The sequence below is a fragment of the Pseudomonas mendocina genome (assembly GCA_037482215.1).
GTDB classification, from domain to species: domain Bacteria; phylum Pseudomonadota; class Gammaproteobacteria; order Pseudomonadales; family Pseudomonadaceae; genus Aquipseudomonas; species Aquipseudomonas mendocina_E.
Genome location: CP148074.1, coordinates 2,512,272 through 2,537,154 on the forward strand (window position 1 = coordinate 2,512,272; position 24,883 = coordinate 2,537,154).

Genomic DNA, 24,883 nt, shown 5'->3' on the forward strand with positions numbered 1-24,883 from the left:
ATTGAGTGTTTTAAAGTTAGCCAATATAGCCATGTGTCAAAAAAACGACTATTCTCGGCTTCAGCTTCAAAGATGACAACAAATACACAACTAACGGAGCATCGATAAATGCGCGTACTTAATCCGCTTTTGAGCAGCATTGTGTTGGCGGCACTTTGCGGCCAGGCTCAAGGACTCACACTGTCCGAGGCGATGCAAAGCACAATCGATAACCACCCAGAAATTCATGCTGGCAAGAACAGCCGCCTGACGTCTGACGAAGAAGTACGTATTGCAAAAGGCGGCTACTTACCAACTGTTGACTTGCTAATGGGTTACGGTCGTGAGAAAAGCGACAGCCCTAGCACCCGTGCGCAAGGCAACCACAACACAGAGACCCTGACCTACGGCACCTCTGAACTGCGCCTTCGTCAAATGATCTTTGACGGCTTCAATACCCCAAATGAGGTGGGCCGCACCGAGGCAGTTGTAAACTCCCGTGCTTACCGCCTGCTGGGCACCTCCGAAAACCTCGCACTGCGTACTGCAGAGGTGTATCTGGATTTGCTGATGCGCCGCGAGATGGTTGAGCTAGCACGTAACAACCTGCTCGCCCACCAGCGTATCAATGATCAAATCAGCATGCGTAGCCGCCAAGGTGTTGGCAGTGCTGCTGACCTGGATCAATCCGAAGCGCGTCTGGCACTGGCTGAAAACAACCTCTATACCGAGCAAGTTAACCTGGCTGACGCTGAGGCTAACTTCATCAGCGTTGTCGGCCGTCTGCCGGAAGAGCTGACCTCACCAGCTTCGCTCAAGGGCACTCTGCCAGAGACACTTGAAGAGGCGCGCCAACGCGTACTGGACAACAACCCACTGCTGAAATCTGCACAAGCTGACGTACACGCGGCTGAAAAACAGTATGAAGTAGCTAAGTCACCGTTCTACCCACGCTTTGATGCAGAGCTGGCGACCCACGCCGATGACAACACGGGTGGTGATGAAGGCCACAACAGTGGCTGGCGTGCTGCAATTGTCATGAACTACAACCTGTTCAATGGTGTTCGTGACAAAGCTCGCCTGAATGCATCTGCCCACCAGGTGAACGAAGCGCTGGATATTCGCAACAACGCCCTGCGTGTTCTCAATGAGAACCTCACGCTGGCATGGAACGCCATGGAAAATGCCAAGCTGCAAACGCCTAAAGCTCGCGCCTATGCTGATTACACCACGCGCGTTCGTGAGGCTTATCAGCAACAGTTCAGCTTGGGCCAGCGTACCCTGCTCGACCTGCTCGACAGTGAAAACGAACTCTTCACTGCGAACCGTCGTTACAGCGAAGTGCGCTTCACCGAAGAGTTCTCCATGTACAGGGTCGTTACAGCCATGGGTGAACTCCTGCGCAGTCAGCAGATTGTCGCCCCAAGCGAGACTGTAGCCCTTAGCGAAGTGAAGAGTGATGCACGTCTTCCCGATATGAAGTAACCCTGATACAGGAGTCGTACATCTTGACCACCATGGAGCGACCAGGCACGGATAAAGATCCACGCCTGAATCATGACGATCCGTTGTTGGATGGCCTGTTAATACTCTGCAAGCTCCACGGTTGCGCAGGCAGCCGTGGCAGTCTGACAGCCGGGCTGCCCTTGCCAGAGCAAAGACTGACTCCTGACTTGCTTGCCCGCGCAGCTGCGCGGGCTGGCCTGCAGGGGAGATTGCTGCACCGCGAACTGAATAGCATCTCGGCGCTCAATTTGCCCCTTCTCTTATTGTTGAAGGATGGCCGCACGGCGGTCCTGCGTAAGTTTGGTGACGACGGCAAAGTACTTATCCTGCCATGCGAAGCCGATGGTGGTGAACAGTGGGTTAGCCGCGACGATCTCGCGGCTGAATACACCGGCCAAGCATTCTTTGCCCGCCCCCGCCACAGCCTTGAAGAGGCTTATCGACCACTGGTCCCCAGAGTTCAAGCCTGGTTCCGTGACACACTCAAGCTGTCACGCTGGCTATATGCTGATGCTGTACTGGCCAGCCTGCTGATTAACTTGCTGGGCTTGATGGTCCCGCTTTTTGTCATGCAGACCTATGATCGCGTCGTCCCTAACCAAGCCACTTCTACCTTATGGGTATTGGCCATTGGCCTGATGATTGGCTTAGGTTTTGAGTTACTGCTGAAGGTATTACGTTCTCATTTGCTGGATACGGCTGGCAAAAAGACCGATGTGGTGCTTTCAGCAACGCTGTTCGAACGTATCACCGGGATGTCCATGAGCAATCGTCCGACCTCAGTCGGCGGATTTGCACAGAGTATTCATGACTTCCAGGGGCTGCGAGATTTCCTCACAGCAGTCACACTCACTAGCCTGATCGACCTACCGTTCTCGCTTCTAATGTTGCTGGTGATCTGGCTGATTGGCGGCTGGTTGGTTGTGATCCCGCTGCTGGCCTTCCCCATTACCGCACTGTTCGCATTTATTGTTCAGGCTCGCCTGCGCGATACCGTCCAAAAGAGCCTGCAGTTGGCCTCTCAGCGTCAGGCGCTCTTAATTGAAACCATTAGCGGCCTTGAAACTCTCAAAGCCTGCTGCGCTGAGAGTGAACGCCAGCACGAGTGGGAGAAAACACACGGCGCACTCAGCCGTCTGGATATTCACTCCCGCTCACTTGCCGCCATCGCAACCAACGGCACGGCTTTTCTCCAGCAGTTTGCCGGTTTGGCCACCATCGTTTGTGGCGTTTACATGATTATTGGCGGCCTGATGAGCGTCGGAGCCTTGGTTGCTTGTTACATGCTGGGCAGCCGCATTCTGGCGCCACTTGGACAGATTGCGGGTCTGATTACTCGCTATCAGCAAGCACGTCTGACCATGACCAGCACAGACGCCCTGATGGCCATGCCGCAAGAGCGCAAGGCCAACCAGCGTCCGGTCGAGCGCACCCAGCTACAAGGTGGCCTTGAGGTCCGTGATGTCACCTTCAGCTATCCGGGCCAAGCTACTCCTGCACTGGATGGCGTTACCTTGAAGGTTAAACCTGGGGAACACATCGGCATTATTGGTCGTAGCGGCTCAGGTAAAAGTACGTTGGGCCGGCTGATCATGTCCTTTTACACACCGAGCAAAGGCCAAATTCTGCTCGACAACCTCGACCTTCGTCAGCTGGATGTCGCTGATCTGCGGCATCAGATTGGCTACGTTGCCCATGACCTGCCCCTGCTGTCTGGCACCCTGCGTGACAACCTGACACTGGGCGCCCGCTACGTCAGTGATGCCCGCATTCTGGAAATCGCAGAGCTCACCGGGGTCAGTGAGCTGGCCCGCCAGCACCCGCAAGGGTTTGATCGTCCGGTGGGCGAGCGCGGTTTACTGCTCTCCGGCGGTCAACGCCAGGCCGTTCTTTTAGCCCGTGCCCTGCTGCTGAGTCCACCAATTCTGCTGCTTGATGAGCCTACCAGCGCCATGGACAACACCAGCGAGGACATCCTGCGTAGAAAGCTTGAAACCTGGAGCGCAGGTAAAACCATGCTCCTGGTAACGCACCGTGCTTCCATGCTGAGTCTGGTCGATCGCTTGGTTGTAGTGGACAACGGCAAGATCGTTGCGGATGGTCCAAAAGAAGCGGTTATCGAAGCGCTACGCAAGGGCCGTATCGGCTCTGCAGCTGTGTAGGGAATGCCATGCAATTACGTCATGTGTTGAACGACTACTTCTCCGGTATGCGTCAGCGTCGTCAAGACACCGAGTTTATGCCTGAGGTTGACGGGACTATCCTGGAGGATACCCCTCGCCTGACCCGGATCACCGTATGGGCAGTTGCCGCGTGCCTGCTCTCGGCGCTGGTTTGGGCAAACTTTGCTGTCCTTGAGGAAGTCACCGTCGGTGAAGGCAAGGCCATTCCGTCGAGCAAAGTTCAGGTCATCCAAAACCTTGAAGGCGGGATCGTCAGCGAAATCTTCGTGCGTGAAGGTCAGGTCGTCGAAAAAGGCGATGTACTGCTGCGCTTGGATGACACCCGGTTTATCTCCAACCGCGGCGAGGCTGAAGCAGACAGACTGGCGCTGCTGGCTCGTCTGGAACGCTTAACGGCAGAGGCTGAAGGTAAACCATTCGAGCTCTCAAAAGAGATTGTCGAAAAAGCTCCTCAATTGGCCCAAGACGAAGAAGACCTCTATCGCTCTCGCCAAGAGCGCCTGCAAAGTGAACAGCGCACGCTGGGCGAACAACTACGCCAGAAGCAGCAGGAATTGGCAGAATTTCGCTCTAAAGCCCAGCAATACCGCTCCAGCGTTGGCCTCATGCAGCAAGAGCTGAACATGTCAGAACCACTGGTAGCCACAGGCGCAATCTCGCAGGTTGAGATTCTACGTTTACGCCGTAGCTTGGTCGAAGTTCGCGGTTCGCTGGATGCTACTGTGCTAGCAATTCCTAGGGCAGAAGCTGCTGCAGCCGAGATCAAAAGCAAAATGGATGAGTCCGAATTGGCCTTCCGTTCTGAAGCTTTCAAAGAACTCAACCAGGTTCGTACCGACTTGCAAAAAATTACGGCTTCAAGTGTCGCAATTGACGACCGCGTGAGCCGGACCACTGTTGTCTCCCCAGTCCGTGGCGTGATCAAACAGCTCAAGGTCAACACCATTGGGGGGGTGGTTCAACCCGGTAATGACATGGTAGAGATCGTCCCGCTGGATGACAGCCTGCTGATTGAAGCCAAGGTACGCCCACAGGACGTTGCTTTCCTTCACCCAGGTCAGAAAGCCATGGTGAAGTTCACCGCTTACGACTACACAATTTATGGAGGCCTGAAGGCGAACCTTGAGCTGATCAGTGCCGACACCATCACTGACGAAGAAGGCAAGAGTTTCTACCTAATCCAGGTTCGTACCGAAAAAAGCCATTTAGGTAGCGCAGAAAACCCGCTGTTGATCATCCCTGGCATGGTGGCAAGCGTTGACATCATCACTGGCGAAAAGAGCGTGCTCGCCTACTTGCTTAAGCCAGTGCTTAAAGCCCGCTCTGAAGCCATGCGCGAACGCTAACGTGCGGTTTACGACGGAAGCTGCTCCTACAAACTGCACCGTGTGTAGGAGCAGCTTCAGCCGCGAATAACATACAGGCCCTAATTGCCAAATGAAGAAAGGACAATTCGGCAAACTAGTGCAGTTCACACGCTGCAATTAGCACCCCTGACCGCGTTCTCAACGTCAGATCACCGACTCCGGCTGCTTCTCGTAAAAGCGCTTGCCCTCCCCCTCCAAACTATTCCCATGATTGCGCTGGTAGGTTTCTTCACCCATCGCGGCAATCTGCCCATCAATCAGTGATTCGAATGGTTTGAGCAAGGCATTGAAGTTGGCTGGGGCATCAAGTGTATTCAGGCTTTCTACAATCGCCTCAATCGTAGATAAGGCTCCCGGCTTTGGCGCCTTACGTAACCGATAACGCGACTCCAATCCCTCGGGCAACACCACCCTTGGCAACTCAGCAAGTGCCGGATTGAGATGCAAGAGTTTGCGGGCTTTGCGCCATGTGCCATCGGGGACCACCAACAACGTAGGCACCTGATCTGTGCCTGAAACCAGCTGACTCAATGACTGAGCCTGCTCGCCGGGGAATAACAAGCAGGCCCGATAGCCCGGCTGGTTCAACAACTCATGCAGGCCATCGAAAACTTCACCGACTAATAACTGTGAATTGACCAGGCCAAGTGCTGCAAGCCGAGCGGTATTAAGTGCATGACCAGCCTCGCTGCGGTGCTGAAGAATCAGCACCCGTGTGCGACTCGAAAGATGAGGGATTAGCGGGCACAGACAGTGGTCAACAGGTCGGGTGCATCGAGGGCAATGTGGACGTGGCATTCGGCTCTCCTAAGCCGCACAGTTTGCCACACCGCCAGGATGGCAGGTGGGAAACGCCACCTGCTGCGCAACCACTCAGCGGTTGAACCGCTCTGCAAGACTGTGCAAGTAATCCGCCATAGACTCCAACTCCCGCCCGATTGAGGCTCCCTGATGGGCTTGGTCAGCACTGCGATCAGAAAGCTGGGCAATCTGCGTGATTTGCCGGCTAATGTCCTCAGCCACATGGCTTTGCTCTTCGGATGCAGCCGCCATTTGCTGGCTCATACTGGTGATACTGCTTACAGCCTGGCTAATGCCATCCAGAGCAGTCCGGACTGATTCAACACAGGCAACGCTATCTTTAGAAATTTCGGCGCCTTTCTGAGCAGTCGCCACTGCCCGATCGGCACCGGCACGCAAGGCCGCGATGATCTGATGAATCTGTTCTGTTGACTCTCGCGTACGCGAGGCCAGTGATCGAACCTCATCGGCCACGACTGCGAACCCTCTGCCCTGCTCACCTGCGCGCGCGGCCTCAATAGCAGCGTTAAGTGCTAGCAGGTTGGTTTGCTCAGCGATAGACGTGATCACGTCCGCCACACTACCAATCGACTGCGTTGAATTAGCCAGTTCGTTAACCGCCTGACCAATCTCAGCGACTGCATCGGCCATATGATGCATTGACCTCAAGCTGCCACTCGCTAACTCCAGCCCCTGCCGTGCTAGATCATCCGCCTCTTCTGCTGCATGTGATGTGTTCTGTACGTTGTGCGTGACCTCCTGAATGGTCGCTGCCATCTGGTTGATAGCTGTGGCCGACTGATCCGTCTCCATACGCTGTTGGTCGAGCATGGCGGCGCCTGCGCTGGATAGTTCAGCTGATCGCGTGGCGTGCTTCTTCACGTTGACGCCAGCGTCTTCAATGCGCGTCAGTGCTGTTTGTAGGCGTGCATCCTCACTGATCATAGCCATATCTAACAGTGCCTGTGCGCCACGGCTATCGGTGTAGGTCAGGGCCACTAATGGGCTGGTAAACGCTTTAGGATGCTCGGCCAGAGTCTGCTTGATCCGCCCCTGCCTCACCGCATGCTGGAACACCCCGAGTGATGCCATTACAACTGCTACTGCAAGCCAAAAAGCTGCACCGGAAAACGCCATGTTAGCGCCAACTAGCAGCAACCCCGCCAGTATTACCGGCCAAGACTCAACGAGCCCCCGAGTCCAGCGCTCTACGGAAGAGATAGCCGGCTTGCCTGCCCGTAAGCGCGCATAAAGTTGTTCAGCACGCTGCTTCTGCTCTCGTGTGGGCAGCGAGCGCACGGATTCATAGCCGGATATCTGACCGTTTTCATAGATGGGCGTGACATAGGCGCTCACCCAATAGTAATCACCGTTCTTAGAGCGGTTCTTTACGATCCCCATCCATGGCTTTCCCTGCTTGATCACCTCCCACATGTGACCAAAAACAGCCGCCGGCATATCAGGGTGGCGAACTAAGTTATGCGGCTGACCGATAAGCTCCTCACGGGTAAAACCACTAATGGCGACAAATGCATCGTTGCAATAAGTGATTTTGCTGTTCAGATCTGTCGTTGAAATCAGGCGCTCATGTTCAGAAAAGGTTCTTTCTTGTTGTGTGACCGGTAGATTCTGGCGCATCAAAGCAAACCTGTTATAGCTGTTATAGGAACTGCTGTAATAGGTTTAGCACACCTGTGCAAACTAGCTAGAAAATGCATGTAGCTTCTTGTTAAAAAAAGAAACAGCTGTAATCGACCAGTCTTAAGACCACTCACTCGAACCTTTAAAGATAGATCGCAAAACTACACCTAAGTAGTAGATTGCGCATACTGATCTAAAAAATACCGCCCCACCTGACATCTTTAAGACTTAAGCCTTTATTCGGCGACCCACACGATTAAAACCCATTATCTGGATTTTCTTTCCTCCTATAGGGAAATACATCGATTATCTTGCCCTCGCGTATCGCCGCCTGCAGCCCTTGCCAGTATTTGGCATCGAACAACTCTCCATGCAAACTGCTGAATAATCGACGTTGCTTAACGTCTGAAAACAGGAACGGTGGAAACTCCTCAGGGAATACATCCATTGGCGCGACTGCGTACCAGGGTTCAGACGACATCTCATCTTCCGGATAACGCGGTGGCGGTATATAGCGGAAGTTAACCTCTGTCAGAAAGCAGATCTCATCATAGTCATAAAACACCACACGCCCGTGACGGGTCACGCCGAAGTTTTTCAGCAGCATATCGCCGGGAAAAATGTTGGCGGCGGCTAATTGCTTGATGGCCAGCCCATAGTCGTCCAGTACCTCACGCACCTGAGCCTCACTGGCGCTGTCCAAATACAGGTTAAGCGGGACCATCCTCCGCTCTGTCCAGCAGTGCCTGACCAGGACCGTCTCCCCTTCAACCTCAACCGTTGATGGAGCAACTTCAAGCAGTTCAGCCAGACATTCTGGGTCAAACTTGCTCAACGGAAACCGGAAGTCAGCAAACTCCTGGGTATCAGCCATGCGCCCCACACGATCGACTGACTTTACTAAGCGGTATTTCTCGATAACGGTATTACGATCGACACTCTTCGAAGGCGAAAAACGATCTTTGATGACTTTAAAGACAGTATTGAACCCCGGCAGGGTAAATACGCTCATGACCATGCCACGAACACCGGGGGCCATTACAAACTTGTCGTCGGTGTTAGCGAGGTGGTTTATCAGCGCCCGATAGAACTCCGACTTCCCATGCTTATAAAAACCTATTGATGTATAAAGCTCGGCTATGTGTTTACCTGGCAGAATTTTCTGCAAGAAATTGACAAACTCTGCCGGATAGCTGACCCGAACCATGAAATATGAGCGGGTAAATGAAAAAATGATCGAGACGTCCGCTTCATCCGTGATCAGAGCATCTATCTGAATACCTTTACCTTCTCGGTGCAGTAAGGGAATCACAAGCGGCCACTGCTCATCACGTGTGTATATGCGACCGACCAAATAGGCGCCTTTATTGCGGTATAAACGTGATTCGTACAGCTCAATTTTCAACTCAGGGTCTTTGCACACCCAATCAGGTAAGTTCTCATTAACTTGCTTGAGTAGGCGCTGCACATCCCGCTCATGATCGTCGTAGCCAACCTCAAACCGGTAGTCAGCGAAGATCGCCCGCAACGCCTGAGCTATGTCTCCGGCTGGGCTATATATCCGTGTTTGCGCCACGCGGGCATTTACCCGTAATGCGGGACGCGTTGTATGAATAAACATACAACCGTCATTGATCTCATCATGGCTGAACAAGCTGCAAAAAATAGAGTTGTACCAAGTCTCGGCTAATTCATCATCGAAGCGCACATCAATCAACCGGATATAAGCCGATTTAACTAAGGGCCATTGCATCACATTAAGCAAGGTCTGCTCTGTATATGCATTGCGCAACTGGCGGTTAACGATTCCTACGCACTCTTCATAAAGCGCGATACGCGCCGCCGCAGCCTTCTGTATTTCCTGCCACTGCGCCTGCTCAAATCGAACCCTTGCGCCATTTGTGATTTGCCGGAATTGCTCCCGGTAATGATCAAACCCTTCCAGAATCAGCGTTGCGATTTCACCTGCTGGCCACTGCGGCATACGTCCCCCTGATGAGGATGTCGATGAAGACCTGAGCTTAGCGATACCCCTCAGCAAGTTAAAGCCATGCTAATTCCATAGCGTGTTTTTCAAAAAACGGGATTGCGTGCGCGCATGAGGCCAGCAACACTGCACGCCTTTTCTGCTCTGTGGTATTTGCGGTGCGCCTTTCAGACCTCTCACGCCTGCTGTTTCTCGCTGCCATATGGGGAGCAAGCTTTCTGTTTATGCGCATGGTCGCACCTGTGTTAGGCAGTATGCCAACGGCCTTTTTTCGTTCGGCAACCGGGATGTTAGGTCTTCTGGTCGTCTTGCTGGCGCTACGTATCCAATGGAATTTCAGCGGAAAACTCAGGCGCTTCCTCTTACTTGGCGTGATTAACGCAGGCTTGCCGTCCGCCATGTATTGCCTGGCCGCCCTGGTGCTTCCAGCGGGTTATTCGGCCATTTTTAATGCCACAACGCCGATGATGGGTGTGCTAATCGGCATGCTGTTTTTTGCTGAAAAAGTCACCTTGAGCAAGGCTGCCGGTGTTGCTATCGGCCTTATAGGCGTAGCGGTGCTTACACAAACCGGCCCGATTGCATTCAACCTGAATCTGCTGCTTGGCGCGCTGGCCTGCTTGGTTGCAACAGCCTGCTATGGTTTTGCCGGATTTCTTACCCGTCGCTGGATCGGCCAACAAGGCGGCCTTGATAACCGCCTCGCCGCCTTTGCCAGCTTGCTAGGTGCCAGCTTGTTTCTCCTGCCTATGATGATCATCAGCGCACTGCATGAGCCACCAGTGCGCTGGACAGGATGGGATATTTGGCTGCCGCTGGCTGCACTGGGGTTGATCTGCACAGCATTCGCCTATGTCTTGTACTTCCGCCTGCTGACCGATATAGGCCCAATCAAGGCCTCAACGACCACCTTTCTGATTCCTGTATTTGGCGTTCTGTGGGGAGCACTGCTGCTGGATGAGCCGTTGTCCTGGACGTACCTATATGGCGGAAGTCTGATCGCACTTGCGCTGTGGCTGGTGGTTAAACCCGCACCTGTTCGCTAAATGCAAGAAGCCCGCTATATGAGCGGGCTTCTTGGTTTACATCTTCATTACCGCAACGAGGACGGTGAGCGGCGAATAAAGCGAATTGAATGCTTGAATGTCGGCTTGCGAGTCACGCTGATCGCGCGACGTGACACTGTATCAATGGTGATATTCCAGAAGCCGCTGCTAGGTACAGTGATCTTGGCCGGGAACTTATCGAATGCGCCGCCGTGGTATGTATGGCGGCCACCATTCTTGAAGCTGCGGAAATTCGCATCATTCATCAGGCGGATGTTGCAGGTCTGCGAGCACTCGATGACAACCACATCGTCTTCGTTCAGGTGTTCGCGTTGGTGTATGAATTTCATGAGAAGTCTCGGCCAGCTTGCGCAACAAAGCGGCGATGATACCACGCCCCGATAAAATCCCTGACGTCACTGAGCAGGCAGGCTGCCGTTTATGCAGCACCGGTGATAGCATGCGCGCCCCATGCATATTCACGAATTTCACCAGTACCTTAGCGATCTCGGCGCCAAACCCATGCACATCGGGCGGATTACCCGCTGCTGGCTGCGTGGTGTACCCCTGGACACCGGTACGCGTAATCAAAAAACCGAAAATTTCTTACCCTTACCGGTACGCGAAGCCATCCCTGACTTAACCGCGCAGCTGGACGGACTCGCCCGCTTGGCCTCTGAACACCCCGGCGCCGACGGTTCTGCACGCCTGCTGGTCGAGCTGGCTGACAAGCAGATGGTTGAAAGCGTCCTGCTGCCCCGCGATGGCCTGTGTGTCTCCAGCCAGGTCGGCTGCGCGGTGGGTTGCGTCTTCTGCATGACCGGAAAGAGCGGCCTGCTGCGCCAGCTCAGCACCGCTGAGATCGTCGCCCAGGTCGCCCTGGCAAGGCGTTACCGCCCAGTCAAAAAAGTCGTATTCATGGGCATGGGCGAACCGGCACATAACCTGGACAACGTACTGGATGCCATTGACCTGCTGGCCACTGAAGGCGGGATTGGCCAGCGTAATCTGGTGTTTTCTACCGTGGGTGACCCTCGTGTATTTGAGCGGCTACCACAGCAGAAAATCAGGCCTGCCCTTGCCCTGTCTCTGCACACCACAAACGCCGAACTGCGTCAGCAATTGCTGCCCCGCGCACCGAGAATAGACCCCGAAGAGCTGGTGGAGCTGGGTGAGCGCTATGCCCGACTGATTGACTACCCGATTCAGTACCAGTGGACACTGCTTAAAGGTATTAACGACAGTCAGGAAGAAATGGACGGCATCCTTCGTCTACTCAAGGGCAAGTACGCGATTATGAACGTGATCCCATACAACAGCCTTGAAGAGGATGAATTCGACCGCCCCGACGGCGACCGCATCATTCAGATTGTCCGCTACCTGCACAGCCGCGGTGTGCTGACCAAAGTGCGTAACTCTGCCGGGCAGGATATTGACGGAGGCTGCGGCCAGCTGCGGGCGCGGGCCGCCGAATTGAGCAAGAAGCACCAGTTCAGATCAGCCAAGTCCTGATCAAAACCGTCCTATGCCCAATAAAAACGGCTTCAGTCACTACGTGATCTGAAGCCGTTTTATTTCCACCTAACAAGCCGCGCCTTAGTAGTAGGCGTTTTCCTTGTTAGTGTGGTCGGTGACATCTCGAACACCCTTGAGCTCTGGAATGCGCTCAATCAAGGTTTTCTCGATACCTTCCTTCAGTGTCAGGTCAACCTGGCCGCAGCCCTGGCAGCCGCCGCCAAACTTGAGCACGGCAATGCCATCATCCACTACATCAATTAGACTCACCTCACCACCGTGGTTGGCCAAGCCTGGGTTGATCTCAGTTTGCAGGTAGTAATTGATGCGCTCGTTGATCGGGCTGTCTTCGTTGACCATCGGTACTTTGGCGTTTGGCGCCTTGATGGTCAGCTGGCCGCCCATGCGGTCGGTCGCGTAATCGACTACGGCATCCTCCAGGAAAGGTTCGCTCACCGCATCAATCCACGCGGTAAAGCTGGCCAGACCCAAAGCGGTATCTTCAGGCTTCTGCTCGCCGGGTTTGCAGTAAGCAATGCAGGTCTCGGCGTATTGAGTGCCGGGCTGGGTGATAAACACGCGAATACCAATGCCTGGAGTGTTCTGCTTGCTCAGCAGATCTGCCAGATAATCATGGGCCGCGTCAGTAATGGTAATGGTGCTCATGGCAACTCCTCGCAATCATGTTGCGCAGTGTACGCCACACAATGGCTGCGGGAAAGACGGAGTGTTTTAGTAGGAATATCCGTCCCTGCGCTAGGGTATGAGGAACTGAGCAATGGTATCGGCCGTTTCGTCCAGATGTTGCCGATGTGTAAAGCCCGAGCTCTTCAGCGGTTTAAGATCGTGATCTGCCGCCACCAACCAGTGCAACTGGATTGCAGATGAGAGCGAGTAGGCCTGCACTGACGCGCGATTGCCCAGCGCGTCACGCTCACCTTGAATAATCAGCGTGGGCGTTTTTAACTCCGCCAAATGGGCCACTCGCGGCTTCTCTGGTTTGCCAGCCGCATAAAATGGATAGCCCAGACAAACCAAGGCATCAGCCCCGAGTTCATCAGCTAGTAAGCTGGCCATTCTCCCGCCCATTGACTTGCCACCAATCGCCAACGGCCCTGCGACTTGTTGGCGCACCCTGGCATATACCTCACGCCACTGTTGGAGCAGTTGCACCTGAGGATTTGGCGGCCTTTTTTTTCCGTCAACACGGCGATTAGCCATATAGGCGAACTCAAAGCGAATCACCTCAATACCGCGTGCTGCAAGGCTTTGTGCCATTACAGTCATGAACTCGCTATCCATCGGTGCACCGGCACCGTGGGCAAGAATCAACGTGGCTTTAACGGCCTCCTCAGGGATATCCCGAAGCCAGCCGCCATCGGCCTGCGCGTGGGTGTATTGATCCCCGTCAATAACTCCCTCATGCCCATTACTCATGCTTACCTCGCTAAAAAGAATCTGTGACGTGCGCTCATCCTACAGGCGCGCGCCCGCAGATTTTCATTGATCTGCCTATAACCGTGGATGGAAGCCCAGACATGAACACAACCAGCAGTTCCGCCTACAACTACAAGGTGGTGCGCCAATTTGCCATCATGACGGTGGTGTGGGGCATTGTCGGGATGGGGCTCGGCGTCTTTATCGCCGCGCAACTGGCCTGGCCAGAGCTTAACTTTAACCTGCCGTGGACCAGCTTCGGACGCCTGCGCCCGTTGCATACTAACGCGGTAATTTTCGCCTTCGGCGGCTGCGCCCTGTTCGCCACCAGCTACTACGCTGTGCAGCGCACATCGCAAACCACCCTGTTCGCGCCAAAACTGGCTGCTTTCACCTTCTGGGGCTGGCAACTGGTCATCCTGCTGGCTGCGATCAGCCTGCCACTGGGCTGGACTTCCTCCAAGGAATACGCAGAGCTGGAGTGGCCGATCGACATTCTGATCACCATCGTCTGGGTCAGCTATGCCATCGTGTTCTTCGGCACGGTCATGAAGCGTAATGTCAGCCATATCTATGTAGGTAACTGGTTCTTCGGTGGCTTCATCATCACCGTTGCCCTGCTGCATGTGGTTAACAACCTGGAAATCCCAGTCACCCTGACCAAGTCCTACTCGCTCTATGCCGGCGCGACGGATGCCATGATTCAGTGGTGGTATGGTCATAACGCGGTGGGCTTCTTCCTGACCGCAGGCTTCCTCGGCATGATGTACTACTTCGTACCGAAGCAAGCGGGCCGCCCGGTTTATTCCTATCGCCTGTCCATCGTGCACTTCTGGGCACTGATTGCTGTGTACATCTGGGCCGGTCCTCACCACCTGCACTACACCGCTCTGCCGGACTGGGCTCAGTCCTTGGGCATGATCATGTCTCTGATCCTGCTGGCACCGAGCTGGGGCGGCATGATCAACGGTATGATGACCCTCTCAGGCGCCTGGCATAAGCTGCGCACCGACCCGATCCTGCGCTTCCTGGTTGTGTCTTTGGCGTTCTACGGCATGTCGACCTTTGAAGGTCCGATGATGGCCATCAAAACCGTCAACGCACTCTCCCACTACACCGACTGGACCATCGGCCACGTACACGCTGGCGCCCTCGGTTGGGTTGCCATGGTGTCCATCGGTTCGCTCTACCACCTGCTGCCGAAAGTCTTTGGCCGTAACGAAATGCACAGCATCGGTCTGATCAACGTGCACTTCTGGCTGGCCACCATCGGCACTGTTCTGTACATCGCCTCCATGTGGGTTAACGGCATTGCCCAGGGCCTAATGTGGCGCGCAGTCAACGAAGACGGCACCCTGACCTACTCCTTTGTCGAAGCGCTGGAAGCCAGCCATCCAGGCTTTATCGTCCGCGTTATCGGTGGCGGCATCTTCTTCGCCGGCATGCTGGTTATGGCGTGGAACGTCTGGCTGACCGTACGCAACAGCAAGGCCGCCGAGATGGAAGCCGCTGCGCAGTTTTCGATTGAGGGGAGCCACTGATGAAACACGAAATTCTTGAAAAGAACATTGGCCTGATGGCGCTGATGATGGTGCTGGCAGTCAGCATTGGCGGCCTGACCCAGATCGTTCCGCTGTTCTTCCAGGACGTCACCAACGAGCCGGTCGCAGGCCTCAAGCCTTACACCGCCCTGCAGCTGGAAGGCCGCGACATCTATATCCGTGAAGGCTGCGTTGGCTGCCACTCACAGATGATCCGTCCATTCCGTGCTGAAACCGAGCGTTATGGTCACTACTCCGTGGCCGGTGAAAGCGTTTGGGATCACCCGTTCCTGTGGGGTTCTAAACGTACTGGCCCTGATCTGGCTCGTGTGGGTGGTCGCTACTCGGATGAATGGCAGCGTGCGCACTTGTACAACCCACGCAACGTCGTGCCCGAATCGAAGATGCCTGCTTACCCATGGCTGGTAGACAGCACTCTCGACGGCCAGGACACCGCTAAGAAGATGCAGGCTTTGCGCACCCTGGGTGTTCCATACACAGACGAAGATATCGCTGGCGCCAAAGATGCCGTGAAAGGCAAAAGCGAAATGGACGCAATTGTTGCTTACCTGCAAGTGCTTGGCACTGCCGTGAAGAACAAAAGGTAAGTCCATGTCCCTTGACCTTATAGACATCGGCACACTGCGTGGCATAGGTACAGCCATGGTCTTCATGGCCTTCACCTGCGTCACCCTGTGGGCATACAGCAGCAAGCGCAAGCAGGCTTTTGATGAGGCCGCCCTGCTGCCATTTGCCGATGAAACCAAGCACGCAGTACCAAGGAGCAATACCTAATGACCACATTCTGGAGCTGGTACGTTACGGCGCTGACTGTCGGCACCCTTATCGCTCTGTTCTGGCTAATCTTTGCCACCCGCAAGAGCGAGGTGCACAAAAGTCCTACCGATAAAACCATGGGCCATGCTTTCGATGGCATTGAGGAATATGACAACCCACTGCCGAAGTGGTGGTTCATGTTGTTCATTGGCACCCTGATTTTCAGCGTGGGCTATCTGGTGCTCTACCCTGGCCTGGGCAACTGGAAAGGTGTTCTGCCTGGCTATGAAGATGGCTGGACTCAGGACAAACAATGGGAGCGCGAAATGGATGTGGCCAATGAGCTGTATGGCCCTATCTTCGCCAAATATGCCGCTATGCCGCTGGAAGAAGTCGTCAAGGATGAGCGCGCACTGAAGATGGGGGGCCGCATGTTCGCCACCTATTGCTCGGTTTGCCACGGCTCTGATGCAAAAGGCAGCTATGGCTTCCCGAATCTGACCGACACCTCATGGCGTTGGGGTGGCTCTTCGGCTGAGATCAAGGCAAGCATCCTTAATGGCCGCCACGGCATGATGCCGCCACAAGGCGAAATCATAGGTGAGGACGGTGTTCGCAATGTTGCCGCATACGTACTGACCGAGCTGGCCGGACGCAAACTGCCGGAAGGCACTGAAGCTGACGTCAGCAAGGGCAAGGAAGTCTTCGGCACAGTCTGCTTCGCCTGCCATGGTGCAGACGGCAAAGGCATGGCTGCACTGGGCGCACCAGACCTGACCTCCCCTGCCGCCTTCATCTACGGCAGCAGTTTTGCGCAGATCCAACAAACTGTACGTCACGGCCGTATGGGCCAAATGCCAGCCCAAGAGCAATATTTGGGTAATGACAAGGTCCACCTGCTCGCCGCTTATGTCATGAGCCTGAGCAAGCAAGCAACTGCTGAAGAGTAATTCTTCATCTGCAAAACTGGCTGGCGACTCAGGGTCGCCAGCCACCTCACCCGACCATCGGGTCATTTTCTTATGCGACGCAAGGTCGCACCCCGGAACTGCGGGTACAGACGCTGGCGATCAGTTGGGCTAATCTAGTTTGCAGTCGCCACCCGTCATAAGTTCAAGGCGATTCCCATCTTTGCGCTAAATCTTTTATTGCGTTTTGTTGCCAGAACTACCTTGCGTGAAGGTTCCAACTGAGCTCAAAAGCGCCCTGAAAGCCTTATAGCGCCGGCCTGCGCCGTTGCAATGAATTGGCGTCTTCTCCATACTTGCCGCCGATTTTTGCCCCTGAAAAATCCATAAAACCGTGGAACCCCATAATGAGCACAGCAATCAGTCAGACTGCTTATAACTACAAGGTGGTTCGCCAATTCGCCGTGATGACGGTGATTTGGGGAGTCATTGGCATGGGTCTAGGCGTGTTCATCGCTGCACAACTTGTGTGGCCTGAACTCAACCTGGGCCTTGAATGGACGAGCTTCGGCCGTCTCCGCCCGCTTCACACTAACGCGGTAATCTTCGCGTTCGGTGGTTGCGCCCTGTTTGCCACGTCTTACTACGTGGTACAGCGCACCTGCCAGACTCGTTTGATTTCCGACGGTTTGGCTGCCTTCACCTTCTGGGGCTGGCAAGCGGTTATCGTTGCAGCGGTTATCACCCTGCCACTGGGCTACACCAGCTCCAAAGAGTACGCCGAGCTGGAATGGCCAATTGATATCCTGCTGGCTATTGTGTGGATTGCTTATGCCGTGCTGTTCTTCGGCACCGTGATGAAGCGTAAAACCAAGCATATCTATGTAGGTAACTGGTTCTACGGTGCATTCATCCTAGTTACTGCCATGCTGCACATCGTTAACAGTGCAGAAATGCCGGTCAGCCTGTTCAAGTCGTACTCAATGTACGCTGGTGCAACTGACGCCATGATCCAATGGTGGTACGGCCACAACGCCGTAGGTTTCTTCCTGACCACCGGCTTCCTGGGCATGATGTACTACTTCGTACCGAAGCAGGCTGAACGTCCGATCTACTCGTACCGCCTGTCTATCGTGCACTTCTGGGCACTGATCACCCTGTACATCTGGGCCGGTCCTCACCACCTGCACTACACCGCTCTGCCAGACTGGGCTCAGTCTCTAGGTATGGCGATGTCGGTCATCCTGCTGGCTCCAAGCTGGGGCGGCATGATCAACGGTATGATGAGCCTGTCGGGTGCTTGGCATAAGCTGCGTACCGACCCAATCCTGCGCTTCCTGGTTGTGTCCTTGGCGTTCTATGGCATGTCGACCTTCGAAGGTCCGATGATGGCCATCAAAACTGTCAACGCACTGTCGCACTACACTGACTGGACCATCGGCCACGTACACGCTGGTGCGCTTGGCTGGGTTGCCATGATCTCCATCGGTGCGCTGTACCACCTGATCCCGCGCGTATTTGCTCGTCCGCAAATGCACAGCATCGGCCTGATCAACGCCCACTTCTGGTTGGCGACTATCGGCACCGTGCTGTACATCGCTTCTATGTGGGTAAACGGCATCACCCAAGGCCTGATGTGGCGCGCAGTCAACGAAGACGGCACCCTCACCTACTCCTTCGTTGAAGCCCTTGAAGCAAGCCACCCGGGCTTTATGGTCCGCGCACTCGGCGGTGCATTCTTCGTCGCCGGCATGCTGCTGATGGCTTACAACACCTACCGCACCGTGCGTGCAGCTAAAGCTTCTGAATACGAAGCTGCTGCACAGATCCCTGCCGGAGTAGCGCACTGATGAAACACGAAATTATTGAGAAGAATATTGGCCTGATGGCGCTGCTGATGGTTATCGCCGTCAGCATCGGTGGCCTGACTCAAATCGTTCCGCTGTTTTTCCAGGACGTCACCAACGAGCCGGTGGAAGGCCTCAAGCCTTACACCGCACTGCAACTGGAAGGCCGTGATGTTTACATCGCTAACGGCTGTGTGGGCTGCCACTCCCAGATGATTCGCCCGTTCCGTGCTGAAACCGAGCGCTATGGCCACTACTCCGTAGCTGGCGAAAGCGTTTGGGATCACCCGTTCCTGTGGGGCTCCAAGCGCACTGGTCCTGATCTGGCCCGTGTGGGTGGTCGCTACTCTGATGAGTGGCAACGTGCTCACCTGTACAACCCGCGCAACGTGGTTCCTGAGTCGAAGATGCCGGCCTACCCATGGCTGGTTGAGAACAAGCTTGACGGCAAACACACCGCCAAGAAGATGGAAGTCCTGCGTGACATGGGCGTTCCTTACACCGACGAAGACATTGCCGGTGCTAAAGACGCAGTGAAAGGCAAGACCGAAATGGACGCGATTGTTGCGTACCTGCAGGTTCTCGGAACTTCTATCAAGAACAAACGGTAACGCACGATGGATATCGGGACTATTCGTGGCATAGGCACAGCAATTGTATTCATCGCCTTCATTGGCGTGGTGCTCTGGGCCTACAGCAGCAAGCGCAAATCAAGCTTCGACGAAGCCGCTAACCTGCCCTTCGCCGACGATCCCAAACCCAACGAGCGTGACGAGCAATCTTCCAGGAGCAATAACCAATGACCACGTTCTGGAGTTGGTACGTAACCATTCTGTCTCTGGGCACCATTTTTGCCCTGACTTGGCTGATTTTCGGTACCCGTAAAGGCCAGCGTCAGGAGACAACTGAAGAGACTTTGGGCCATTCCTTTGATGGCATCGAAGAGTATGACAACCCACTGCCGAAATGGTGGTTCATGCTGTTTGTGGGCACTATCGTGTTCGCACTCGGCTACCTGGCTCTGTACCCAGGCCTGGGTAACTGGAAAGGCCTGCTGCCGGGCTACGACTATCTGGACAACGAAGCCAAAACTCCGTTTGTCAGCAGCGTCCAGATCGCCGACGGCTCCAACCGCCACAGCGGCTGGACCGGTGCTGCTCAGTGGGAAAAAGAGATGCTGAAGGCCGACGCTGAATATGGCCCGATCTTCGCCAAATACGCAGCCATGCCAATCGAAGAAGTGGCAAAAGACGAGAAAGCCCTGAAAATGGGTGGCCGTCTGTTTGCCTCCAACTGCTCGGTTTGCCACGGCTCCGATGCTAAGGGCAGCTACGGCTTCCCGAACCTGACCGACAGCGAATGGCGCTGGGGCGGCTCCACTGCCGAGATCAAAGCCACTATCCTCAGTGGCCGTCACGGCGTGATGCCTCCACAAGCCAGTGTTATTGGTGAAGACGGCGTACGCAACGTTGCTGCTTACGTTCTGACCGAACTGGCTGGCCGCAAGCTGCCTGAAGGTACCGAAGCTGATGTAGCTAAAGGTAAAGAAATCTTCGGCACTGTTTGCTTCGCCTGCCACGGCGCAGACGGTAAAGGTATGGCGGCTATGGGTGCGCCTAACCTGACCAACCCGAGCGCGTTCATCTACGGCAGCAGCTATGCTCAGTTGCAGCAGACCATCCGTTACGGTCGCAGCAACGCAATGCCTGCTCAGGAAGCCTTCCTCGGTAACGATAAGGTTCACCTGCTGGCTGCCTATGTGTACAGCCTGTCCCACAAGGCAGCTGAACAGTAAAAGCCTGGTTCTTTCCTAACCCGAAAGACCCGACTGCCCGGAGCGCGACCTAGCGTCGCACCCGGGCAGTGCTTTTTCAGGCGTACCATATGAGAAGTACCGTGAAATGACCCAGGCCGGCACGTATCAGCCAGGGCTGCCAATCAACCGCCGTGGTATGCATTGATGAGCAATCAAATTCCTGTAAAAGACGTAACACCTGCCTCTTCCAACTCGTCGACTGTTGATCTGTACGCCAGTCGCGAAAAGATTTACACCCGCGCTTTCAGCGGCCTGTTCCGCAACCTCCGCATGGTCGGTGGTGCCACCCTCTTCCTTCTTTATTTCGGTACGGTCTGGATCAACTGGGGCGGCCATCAGGCTGTCTGGTGGAACCTGCCTGAGCGTAAGTTCTATATTTTTGGCTCGACCTTCTGGCCACAAGACTTCGTTCTGCTCTCAGCATTGCTGATCATCTGCGCCTTTGGCCTGTTCTTCATCACCGTTTTCGCCGGGCGCGTCTGGTGCGGGTACACCTGTCCGCAAAGTGTGTTCACGTGGGTATTCATGTGGGCTGAGAAGGTGACTGAAGGTGACCGTAATCAGCGCATGAAGCTCGACAAGAGCCCCATGAGCGCAAGTAAATTCTTTAAGAAACTGGCTAAGCACAGCATCTGGCTGGCCGTTTCGGTAGCCACTGCAATTACATTCGTTGGCTACTTCACACCTATCCGCGAACTCATTCCTGACCTCGTTACCCTCGAAGCGAATGGTTGGGCACTGTTCTGGGTCGGTTTCTTCACCCTCGCCACCTACGGCAATGCCGGGTACTTGCGCGAACAAGTGTGCATCTACATGTGCCCTTATGCGCGCTTCCAGAGCGTGATGTTTGACCAGGACACCCTGATCGTTTCCTACGACCCACGCCGTGGCGAAAGCCGTGGCCCACGTAAGCGCGATGCCGATTACAAAGCCCAAGGGCTGGGTGACTGCATCGACTGCAAACTGTGCGTACACGTCTGCCCGACTGGCATCGACATCCGTGACGGCCTGCAAATTGAGTGCATCGGCTGCGCGGCCTGTATCGACGCCTGCGACAGCATCATGGATAAGATGAACTATCCAAAGGGGCTAATCAGCTACACCACTGAGCACAACCTCTCTGGCAAGAAAACCAACTTGGTTCGCCCTCGCTTGATCGGCTATGCCATCGCCCTGGTCGCCATGTTCTGCGTATTCGCATATGCCATTTCCAGCCGCTCGCTGGTTGAATTGGATGTGCTGAAAGACCGCGTGCTGTTCCGCGAAAACGAGGAAGGTCGCATCGAGAACGTGTACACCCTGAAGATCATGAACAAGGCTCAACACAGCGTGTCGTATGTGATTGAAGCCGCCGGTCTGGATGGACTCGTCTACGAAGGGAAACGAGAAGTTACAGCTGAAGCTGGTGAAGTGCTCACACTCCCGGTAGAACTCTCCATCGCGCCTGAGAAACTGCCGTCAAGCGCTAACGAGATTCTCTTCCGTGTTCAGGCAGTCGATACACCTGATATTAAAACCCAAGCCGACAGCCGCTTTATCGGTCCAAGCGTGCGCTGAACGAGATACCCATGAGCGAAGTTGAAAAGTCCCCCGTCAAACCCTGGTACAAACAGTTCTGGCCTTGGTTCATCATTGCCTTGCTCGCCTATTCGGTGGCGCAAGGCACTGGCCTGCTGTATTTCGCCAGCACCAACCCTCCGGGGCTGATTTCTGACGATTACTATGACGTCGGCAAGGGCATCAACCAGTCGCTGGAACGTGAAGAGCTGGCTGCACGCCTACAAGTCCAAGGGACCTTGGTCCTGAACAACGAAACAGGCCAGGCCAGCTTGCAGCTCACCGGTAACAGCCGCCCACCGCAACTGATCCTCAACTTGGTATCCCCTACCCAGCCGGAGCGCGATCGCCGCGTTATCTTGCAGCCACAAGCTGACGGCAGCTACAGCGGGCATATGACTGATGCTGTCGAAGGTCGTCGTTTCGTTGAGCTGTTGGGTGAAGAAGGCGGTAAACAGTGGCGCCTTTTTGAAGAGGAAACTGTCGCCAGCGAGAGAAGTATTCTTCTCGGTGACGAACACTAATCCCAGCAATGGCTACCCCTCTTCCCTGCTATCACTGCGGCTTGCCGGTTCCCTCCGGCAGCCGCTTCCATGCCCAAGTTCTGGGCGATACCCGTGACTTCTGTTGTCCAGGTTGCCAAGCCGTGGCCGAGGCCATTGTCAGTGGCGGGCTGGAACACTATTACAAACACCGCAGCGAAAACGCCGCCAACCCGCAAAGCCTGCCTCAGGTACTGCCGGATGAACTGGCGCTGTATGACCGCAAGGATGTCCAACAGCCCTTTGTCGAACACAAGGGTGAGCTGAGTGAAACCTGTCTACTCATAGAAGGTATCAGCTGTGCAGCATGCGGCTGGTTGATCGAAAAGCACCTGCGCACCATGCCCGGTGTCGATGAAGCCCGCCTCAACCTCTCTAACCATCGACTGATCGTGCGCTGGTCCGACAGTCAGGTACCACTGAGTAAGCTGCTCAGCGAACTGCGCAAAATCGGCTATGCCGCCCACCCTTGGCAAGCTGACGCCGCCGCCCAGCAACTCCAGCAGGAAAACCGCCGTGCCATGCGTCAACTTGGTGTAGCGGGAATGCTGTGGATGCAGGTGATGATGGCGACCATGGCCACCTGGCCCGAATTCAATATCGACTTAAGCCCCGAACTGGACAAGATCCTGCGCTGGGTCAGCTTGTTTCTGACCACACCGATCGTCTTTTACTGCTGCGGCCAATTCTTCCGTGGCGCGCTGCGTGATCTACGCACACGCCACTTAACCATGGATGTTTCAGTCTCGCTGGCCATTGCTGGTGCTTACATCGCAGGGATCTGGTCCACAGTCACCGGTCAGGGTGAATTGTATTTTGATGCTGTAGGTATGTTTGCACTATTCCTGTTGGCAGGACGCTACCTCGAACGCCGTGCCCGAGAACGCACAGCAACGGCCACCGCACAGCTGGTCAACCTGCTGCCGGCTTCTTGCCTGCGCTTGGACGAATACGGCCAGAGCCACCGCATTCTCCTGAGCGAGCTGAATATCGCTGATCAAGTGCTGGTTCCCCCCGGTGCGTTACTGCCGGCCGACGGAAAAATTCTGCAAGGACAATCCAGTATTGATGAGTCCTTGCTGACCGGTGAATACCTGCCTCAGCCACGCAGACCAGGCGATGCCGTCACCGCAGGCACACTTAACGTCGAAGGCCCACTGACCGTCGAAGTACAGGCCCTGGGCGATGCCACTCGACTCTCCGCGATCGTGCGACTGCTTGAGCGCGCCCAATCCGACAAGCCCAAGTTGGCCATGTTGGCGGACAAGGTTGCACACTGGTTTTTGATCGTTGTTCTGCTGGTTGCTGCCGTTGTCGGCATCATCTGGTGGCAGATTGATCCGTCCCGCGCGTTCTGGATTGTGCTTTCTCTGCTGGTTGCCACCTGCCCTTGTGCTCTCGCTTTGGCCACACCCACAGCATTGACTACCGCGACTGGCTCGCTTCACAAACTCGGCATGCTGCTGACCCGCGGGCATGTACTTGAGGGACTGAACCATGTCGACACGCTGGTACTCGATAAAACCGGCACCCTCACCGAAGGAAAACTGACGCTCAGTGCCATCCACCCACACACTGCACTCAATAGTGATGCCTGCCTAGCACTTGCAGCTGCACTCGAGAACCGCTCAGAACACCCAATAGCCCGCGCATTCGGGCAAGCTCCGGAACCTGCAGACTCCGTAACCAGCCATCCAGGCCTCGGACTTGAGGGCCAAGTAAACGGTCGCACGCTACGCATCGGCCAAGCCGAGTTTGTATGTGAGTTGAGCAATACAACCGCCCCCATCATCAGCGGAGAACATGGACAGTGGTTACTACTGGGCGACACCCAAGGCCCGCTGGCTTGGTTTGTACTGGATGACCGCCTGCGTGAGGATGCGGCAGAACTGATTGAAGCCGCCAAAGCACGACACTGGGAGATCTTGCTGCTATCCGGTGACAGCTCACCCATGGTCACAGAGGTCGCTAAACAGCTCGGCATTGATGATGCGCGTGGCGGCCTTACTCCCGACGCCAAACTGGCTGTGCTCAAGCAATTGCACAGTGAAGGCCGCCGGGTGCTGATGCTTGGCGACGGCGTCAATGATGTTCCCGTACTTGCAGCAGCTGACATCAGCGTAGCAATGGGCAGCGCTACTGACTTGGCGAAAACGAGCGCCGATGCAGTACTGCTCTCAAACCGGCTCAGCAGCCTGGTGCAAGCCCTTAAAATGGCACGTCGCACCCGCCATATCATCATCGAAAACCTGATCTGGGCCAGCGCCTATAACGGTCTGGTGTTACCCTTTGCTGCCTTCGGCTGGATTACACCAATCTGGGCAGCACTGGGGATGTCCCTCAGCTCACTGTTGGTCGTACTCAATGCCCTTCGTCTGGCACGAGTTCGCCCCCTGTAAACCAGCCGCGCATACTAGCCAGCCTGTCAGCAGC

22 protein-coding genes are annotated in these 24,883 nt (G+C 55.1%); 16 read left to right on the plus strand and 6 right to left on the minus strand.

The genetic code is table 11. The features are described 5' to 3' along the window. The first annotated feature begins 108 nt into the window (after positions 1–108). From WG219_11565 to WG219_11575, 3 genes are read left to right on the plus strand one after another with little or no spacing between them, the layout of a single operon-like run. Positions 109–1,464: a TolC family outer membrane protein gene (locus tag WG219_11565; protein ID WXL23992.1), complete on the plus strand. Its 1,356-nt coding sequence runs from the start codon at positions 109–111 to the stop codon at positions 1,462–1,464. A 23-nt stretch (positions 1,465–1,487) separates the two neighbouring features. Further along, entirely contained in the window at positions 1,488–3,647 is a 2,160-nt protein-coding gene (locus tag WG219_11570) for a type I secretion system permease/ATPase (protein WXL23993.1), read from the plus strand. Between the two features lie 8 nt (positions 3,648–3,655). Continuing rightward, positions 3,656–5,014 carry an HlyD family type I secretion periplasmic adaptor subunit gene (locus WG219_11575; GenBank protein WXL23994.1) on the plus strand — a complete coding sequence of 453 codons (1,359 nt, stop codon included), beginning with the start codon at positions 3,656–3,658 and terminating at the stop codon, positions 5,012–5,014. Positions 5,015–5,179: 165 nt separating this feature from the next. On the opposite strand, the gene WG219_11580 is transcribed toward WG219_11575, so the two are convergent. From WG219_11580 to aceK, 3 genes are all read right to left on the minus strand, one after another. Then, a complete protein-coding gene (locus WG219_11580; GenBank protein ID WXL23995.1) occupies positions 5,180–5,833 on the minus strand; it encodes a DTW domain-containing protein in 654 nt (217 codons plus the stop codon). A gap of 75 nt (positions 5,834–5,908) precedes the next feature. Further along, the gene (locus WG219_11585; GenBank protein WXL23996.1) at positions 5,909–7,474 is read right to left on the minus strand and encodes a PAS domain-containing methyl-accepting chemotaxis protein; all 1,566 of its coding nucleotides are present in this window, start codon (positions 7,472–7,474) and stop codon (positions 5,909–5,911) included. 259 nt (positions 7,475–7,733) lie between these two features. Continuing rightward, a complete protein-coding gene (gene aceK, locus WG219_11590; protein WXL23997.1) occupies positions 7,734–9,461 on the minus strand; it encodes a bifunctional isocitrate dehydrogenase kinase/phosphatase in 1,728 nt (575 codons plus the stop codon). Positions 9,462–9,622: 161 nt separating this feature from the next. On the opposite strand from aceK, the gene WG219_11595 reads away from it, so the two are divergent. Further along, positions 9,623–10,510, plus strand: a complete 888-nt coding sequence (locus tag WG219_11595) for an EamA family transporter (GenBank protein ID WXL23998.1) — start codon at positions 9,623–9,625, stop codon at positions 10,508–10,510. Positions 10,511–10,557: 47 nt separating this feature from the next. Here WG219_11595 and WG219_11600 read toward each other — a convergent pair whose 3' ends face one another. Beyond that, entirely contained in the window at positions 10,558–10,860 is a 303-nt protein-coding gene (locus WG219_11600) for a DUF1883 domain-containing protein (GenBank protein WXL23999.1), read from the minus strand. 121 nt (positions 10,861–10,981) lie between these two features. Between WG219_11600 and WG219_11605 the strand changes: the two genes are divergently transcribed. Further along, positions 10,982–12,022 (plus strand): RNA methyltransferase, encoded by a 1,041-nt coding sequence (locus tag WG219_11605; GenBank protein ID WXL24000.1) that lies wholly within the window; start codon positions 10,982–10,984, stop codon positions 12,020–12,022. A gap of 84 nt (positions 12,023–12,106) precedes the next feature. Here WG219_11605 and nfuA read toward each other — a convergent pair whose 3' ends face one another. Together nfuA and WG219_11615 are read right to left on the minus strand one after the other, a co-directional pair. Then, the gene (gene nfuA / locus WG219_11610; protein WXL24001.1) at positions 12,107–12,691 is read right to left on the minus strand and encodes a Fe-S biogenesis protein NfuA; all 585 of its coding nucleotides are present in this window, start codon (positions 12,689–12,691) and stop codon (positions 12,107–12,109) included. Positions 12,692–12,781: 90 nt separating this feature from the next. Then, a complete protein-coding gene (locus tag WG219_11615) occupies positions 12,782–13,462 on the minus strand; it encodes an alpha/beta family hydrolase (protein ID WXL24002.1) in 681 nt (226 codons plus the stop codon). 101 nt (positions 13,463–13,563) lie between these two features. Here WG219_11615 and ccoN (WG219_11620) point away from each other — a divergent pair, with 101 nt between their 5' ends. The 11 genes from ccoN (WG219_11620) to WG219_11670 all read left to right on the plus strand — a co-directional run bounded on the left by ccoN (WG219_11620) (position 13,564) and on the right by WG219_11670 (position 24,849). After that, a complete protein-coding gene (gene ccoN / locus WG219_11620) occupies positions 13,564–15,003 on the plus strand; it encodes a cytochrome-c oxidase, cbb3-type subunit I (protein ID WXL24003.1) in 1,440 nt (479 codons plus the stop codon). Next, the gene (gene ccoO / locus WG219_11625) at positions 15,003–15,611 is read left to right on the plus strand and encodes a cytochrome-c oxidase, cbb3-type subunit II (GenBank protein WXL24004.1); all 609 of its coding nucleotides are present in this window, start codon (positions 15,003–15,005) and stop codon (positions 15,609–15,611) included. The genes ccoN (WG219_11620) and ccoO (WG219_11625) overlap by 1 nt, the downstream gene beginning before the upstream one ends. Before the next feature lie 4 nt (positions 15,612–15,615). After that, entirely contained in the window at positions 15,616–15,798 is a 183-nt protein-coding gene (locus tag WG219_11630; protein ID WXL24005.1) for a cbb3-type cytochrome c oxidase subunit 3, read from the plus strand. After that, positions 15,798–16,730, plus strand: coding sequence for a cytochrome-c oxidase, cbb3-type subunit III (gene ccoP / locus WG219_11635; GenBank protein WXL24006.1), 933 nt, complete (start codon positions 15,798–15,800; stop codon positions 16,728–16,730). The genes WG219_11630 and ccoP (WG219_11635) overlap by 1 nt, the downstream gene beginning before the upstream one ends. A 365-nt stretch (positions 16,731–17,095) precedes the next feature. Further along, a complete protein-coding gene (gene ccoN, locus WG219_11640; protein WXL24007.1) occupies positions 17,096–18,538 on the plus strand; it encodes a cytochrome-c oxidase, cbb3-type subunit I in 1,443 nt (480 codons plus the stop codon). Next, positions 18,538–19,146 carry a cytochrome-c oxidase, cbb3-type subunit II gene (ccoO, locus tag WG219_11645; GenBank protein ID WXL24008.1) on the plus strand — a complete coding sequence of 203 codons (609 nt, stop codon included), beginning with the start codon at positions 18,538–18,540 and terminating at the stop codon, positions 19,144–19,146. Before ccoN (WG219_11640) ends, ccoO (WG219_11645) begins: the two co-directional genes overlap by 1 nt. Positions 19,147–19,152: 6 nt before the next feature. Beyond that, positions 19,153–19,338 carry a CcoQ/FixQ family Cbb3-type cytochrome c oxidase assembly chaperone gene (locus tag WG219_11650; GenBank protein WXL24009.1) on the plus strand — a complete coding sequence of 62 codons (186 nt, stop codon included), beginning with the start codon at positions 19,153–19,155 and terminating at the stop codon, positions 19,336–19,338. Next, positions 19,335–20,330, plus strand: a complete 996-nt coding sequence (ccoP, locus tag WG219_11655) for a cytochrome-c oxidase, cbb3-type subunit III (GenBank protein ID WXL24010.1) — start codon at positions 19,335–19,337, stop codon at positions 20,328–20,330. The genes WG219_11650 and ccoP (WG219_11655) overlap by 4 nt, the downstream gene beginning before the upstream one ends. Before the next feature lie 165 nt (positions 20,331–20,495). Then, entirely contained in the window at positions 20,496–21,908 is a 1,413-nt protein-coding gene (ccoG, locus tag WG219_11660; GenBank protein WXL24011.1) for a cytochrome c oxidase accessory protein CcoG, read from the plus strand. A gap of 11 nt (positions 21,909–21,919) precedes the next feature. Further along, a complete protein-coding gene (locus WG219_11665) occupies positions 21,920–22,432 on the plus strand; it encodes a FixH family protein (GenBank protein ID WXL24012.1) in 513 nt (170 codons plus the stop codon). Between the two features lie 8 nt (positions 22,433–22,440). After that, the gene (locus WG219_11670; GenBank protein WXL24013.1) at positions 22,441–24,849 is read left to right on the plus strand and encodes a heavy metal translocating P-type ATPase; all 2,409 of its coding nucleotides are present in this window, start codon (positions 22,441–22,443) and stop codon (positions 24,847–24,849) included. Positions 24,850–24,883 lie beyond the last annotated feature (34 nt).

Bases quoted from the DNA above. Each gene is read 5' to 3' on its own strand.
- WG219_11565 (WXL23992.1), top strand. From the start codon at position 109: ATGCGCGTACTTAATCCGCTTTTGAGCAGCATTGTGTTGGCGGCACTT.
- WG219_11575 (WXL23994.1), top strand. From the start codon at position 3,656: ATGCAATTACGTCATGTGTTGAACGACTACTTCTCCGGTATGCGTCAG.
- WG219_11580 (WXL23995.1), bottom strand. From the start codon at position 5,833: ATGCCACGTCCACATTGCCCTCGATGCACCCGACCTGTTGACCACTGT.
- WG219_11585 (WXL23996.1), bottom strand. From the start codon at position 7,474: ATGCGCCAGAATCTACCGGTCACACAACAAGAAAGAACCTTTTCTGAA.
- aceK (WXL23997.1), bottom strand. From the start codon at position 9,461: ATGCCGCAGTGGCCAGCAGGTGAAATCGCAACGCTGATTCTGGAAGGG.
- WG219_11600 (WXL23999.1), bottom strand. From the start codon at position 10,860: ATGAAATTCATACACCAACGCGAACACCTGAACGAAGACGATGTGGTT.
- WG219_11605 (WXL24000.1), top strand. From the start codon at position 10,982: ATGCATATTCACGAATTTCACCAGTACCTTAGCGATCTCGGCGCCAAA.
- nfuA (WXL24001.1), bottom strand. From the start codon at position 12,691: ATGAGCACCATTACCATTACTGACGCGGCCCATGATTATCTGGCAGAT.
- WG219_11615 (WXL24002.1), bottom strand. From the start codon at position 13,462: ATGAGTAATGGGCATGAGGGAGTTATTGACGGGGATCAATACACCCAC.
- ccoN (WXL24003.1), top strand. From the start codon at position 13,564: ATGAACACAACCAGCAGTTCCGCCTACAACTACAAGGTGGTGCGCCAA.
- ccoO (WXL24004.1), top strand. From the start codon at position 15,003: ATGAAACACGAAATTCTTGAAAAGAACATTGGCCTGATGGCGCTGATG.
- WG219_11630 (WXL24005.1), top strand. From the start codon at position 15,616: ATGTCCCTTGACCTTATAGACATCGGCACACTGCGTGGCATAGGTACA.
- ccoP (WXL24006.1), top strand. From the start codon at position 15,798: ATGACCACATTCTGGAGCTGGTACGTTACGGCGCTGACTGTCGGCACC.
- ccoN (WXL24007.1), top strand. From the start codon at position 17,096: ATGAGCACAGCAATCAGTCAGACTGCTTATAACTACAAGGTGGTTCGC.
- ccoO (WXL24008.1), top strand. From the start codon at position 18,538: ATGAAACACGAAATTATTGAGAAGAATATTGGCCTGATGGCGCTGCTG.
- WG219_11650 (WXL24009.1), top strand. From the start codon at position 19,153: ATGGATATCGGGACTATTCGTGGCATAGGCACAGCAATTGTATTCATC.
- ccoP (WXL24010.1), top strand. From the start codon at position 19,335: ATGACCACGTTCTGGAGTTGGTACGTAACCATTCTGTCTCTGGGCACC.
- ccoG (WXL24011.1), top strand. From the start codon at position 20,496: ATGAGCAATCAAATTCCTGTAAAAGACGTAACACCTGCCTCTTCCAAC.
- WG219_11665 (WXL24012.1), top strand. From the start codon at position 21,920: ATGAGCGAAGTTGAAAAGTCCCCCGTCAAACCCTGGTACAAACAGTTC.
- WG219_11670 (WXL24013.1), top strand. From the start codon at position 22,441: ATGGCTACCCCTCTTCCCTGCTATCACTGCGGCTTGCCGGTTCCCTCC.